At 67.9% G+C, this 1,556-nt stretch carries 1 protein-coding gene; it reads left to right on the top strand.

Annotated elements, in window-relative coordinates:
- A partial coding sequence (locus H5J29_RS32160; RefSeq protein WP_181784680.1) for a cytochrome c oxidase assembly protein occupies window positions 1-1,081 on the top strand: 1,081 nt, incomplete at its 5' end.
- Between the last annotated feature and the right edge of the window lie 475 nt (window positions 1,082-1,556).

Raw genomic sequence — 1,556 nt, 5'->3', positions numbered from 1 at the left:
CGAGGCGCCGCCGACCCTGGCCCGGCTGGCCTTCGACTGGCGGTTCGACCTGATCTTCGGGACCGTCGCCGTCCTCCTGGCCGCCGTCTACCTCCTGGGCGTCCGCAGGCTGCGACGGCGGGGGGACGCCTGGCCGCCGGGTCGCACCATCGCGTGGCTGGCGGGCTGCGCCGTCCTGCTGATCGCCACGAGCTCCGGTGTCGGGAAGTACGCGCCCGCCATGTTCAGCGTGCACATGGCCTCGCACATGATGCTGTCGATGCTCACGCCGATCCTGTTCGTGCTCGGCGCACCGATCACGCTCGCGCTGCGGGCGCTGCCGGTGGCGGGGAGGGGCAACCCGCCGGGACCGCGCGAGTGGGTCCTCGCGGCGGTGCACTCGCCGGTGGCTCGGTTCGTCACTCATCCGCTGTTCTCGTTGCCGGTCTTCGTGGGGACGTACTACGCGCTGTACTTCTCCGACCTGTTCGGCTGGGCCCTCACCGAACACTGGGCACACGTCGCGATGAACCTGCACTTCCTCGCCGCAGGCCTGATCTTCTTCTGGCCCATCATCGGGGTGGACCCCTCGCCGAGACGGCTCCCTCCGGTGGTGCGGCTCGCCGTCCTGTTCCTGTCCGTGCCCTTCCACGCCTTCTTCGGGGTCGCGCTCATGGGTGCGGACGAGGTGATCGGGGCGGACTTCTACCGCTCGCTGGCCCTGCCGTGGGTCACGGACCCGCTCGTGGACCAGAAGCTCGGCGGCGGACTCACGTGGGCGTCGGGCGAGGTGCCGTTGTTGCTCGTCCTCGTCGCGTTGCTCATCCAGTGGTCCCGTCTCGACGAGCGGTCGGCGCGGCGCGATGATCGTCGCGCGGACGCGGACGGCGGTGCAGACCTCAAGGCGTACAACGAGATGCTGCGCCGCTTGGCCCGGGGAGAGGCGCCGTCGGGCGCGTCCGAGAAAAACTTCGACGAGTTCGAGGACGGGTCCGCGCACGACGAACGACAGCCGGAGGGGTCCCTGACGGGGGGCGCCGCACCGTCCGGAGAGGACGTCGGCCCTGCTCAGGGCAGCTCCGCGGACCCGCTGCGGGACTGACCGTTCGTCGCGGGGCCGATCATGGTGGAGATCGGGCTCGAACCCTTGTCCTCGCAGCTCAGAGGCTGTTTCAGGGGGGCGATTTGACCCCCCTCGGAGCAGGTGTGTAACTTTCTCTTCGTCGCCACGGCGAGCAGCAAGACGGATCGGGCCGGATCTCCGGAACGGGTCACGCTCACCAGGTTGGCGGCCACCTCCGCGGAAGCGAAGCCTTTCGGGCACAGCCATGCGGGCGTCGATCGGAAACTGGGGCTTGCCTCAGCGCTTCGAACGACGTAACATAAGAGAGTTGCCTCCGAGCCGGTCGGCTCTGGTAGGCTCTCGGACAGAACGATGACGCCCCGGACGTTCCCCGGTAGTTGCCGGTGAGCCATGGTGTGCGGGTGTCTTTTGAGAACTCAACAGTGTGTCGAGCTATTTTTTCTTGTTCTGGTGGTTTTGTGCCAGTTCATGTTTGGGTTCGCGGCCTGATCCC

Source organism: Pseudonocardia pini, from assembly GCF_013870575.1.
GTDB classification, from domain to species: domain Bacteria; phylum Actinomycetota; class Actinomycetes; order Mycobacteriales; family Pseudonocardiaceae; genus Pseudonocardia; species Pseudonocardia pini.
This window is presented reverse-complemented; position numbering and strand designations above follow the sequence as displayed.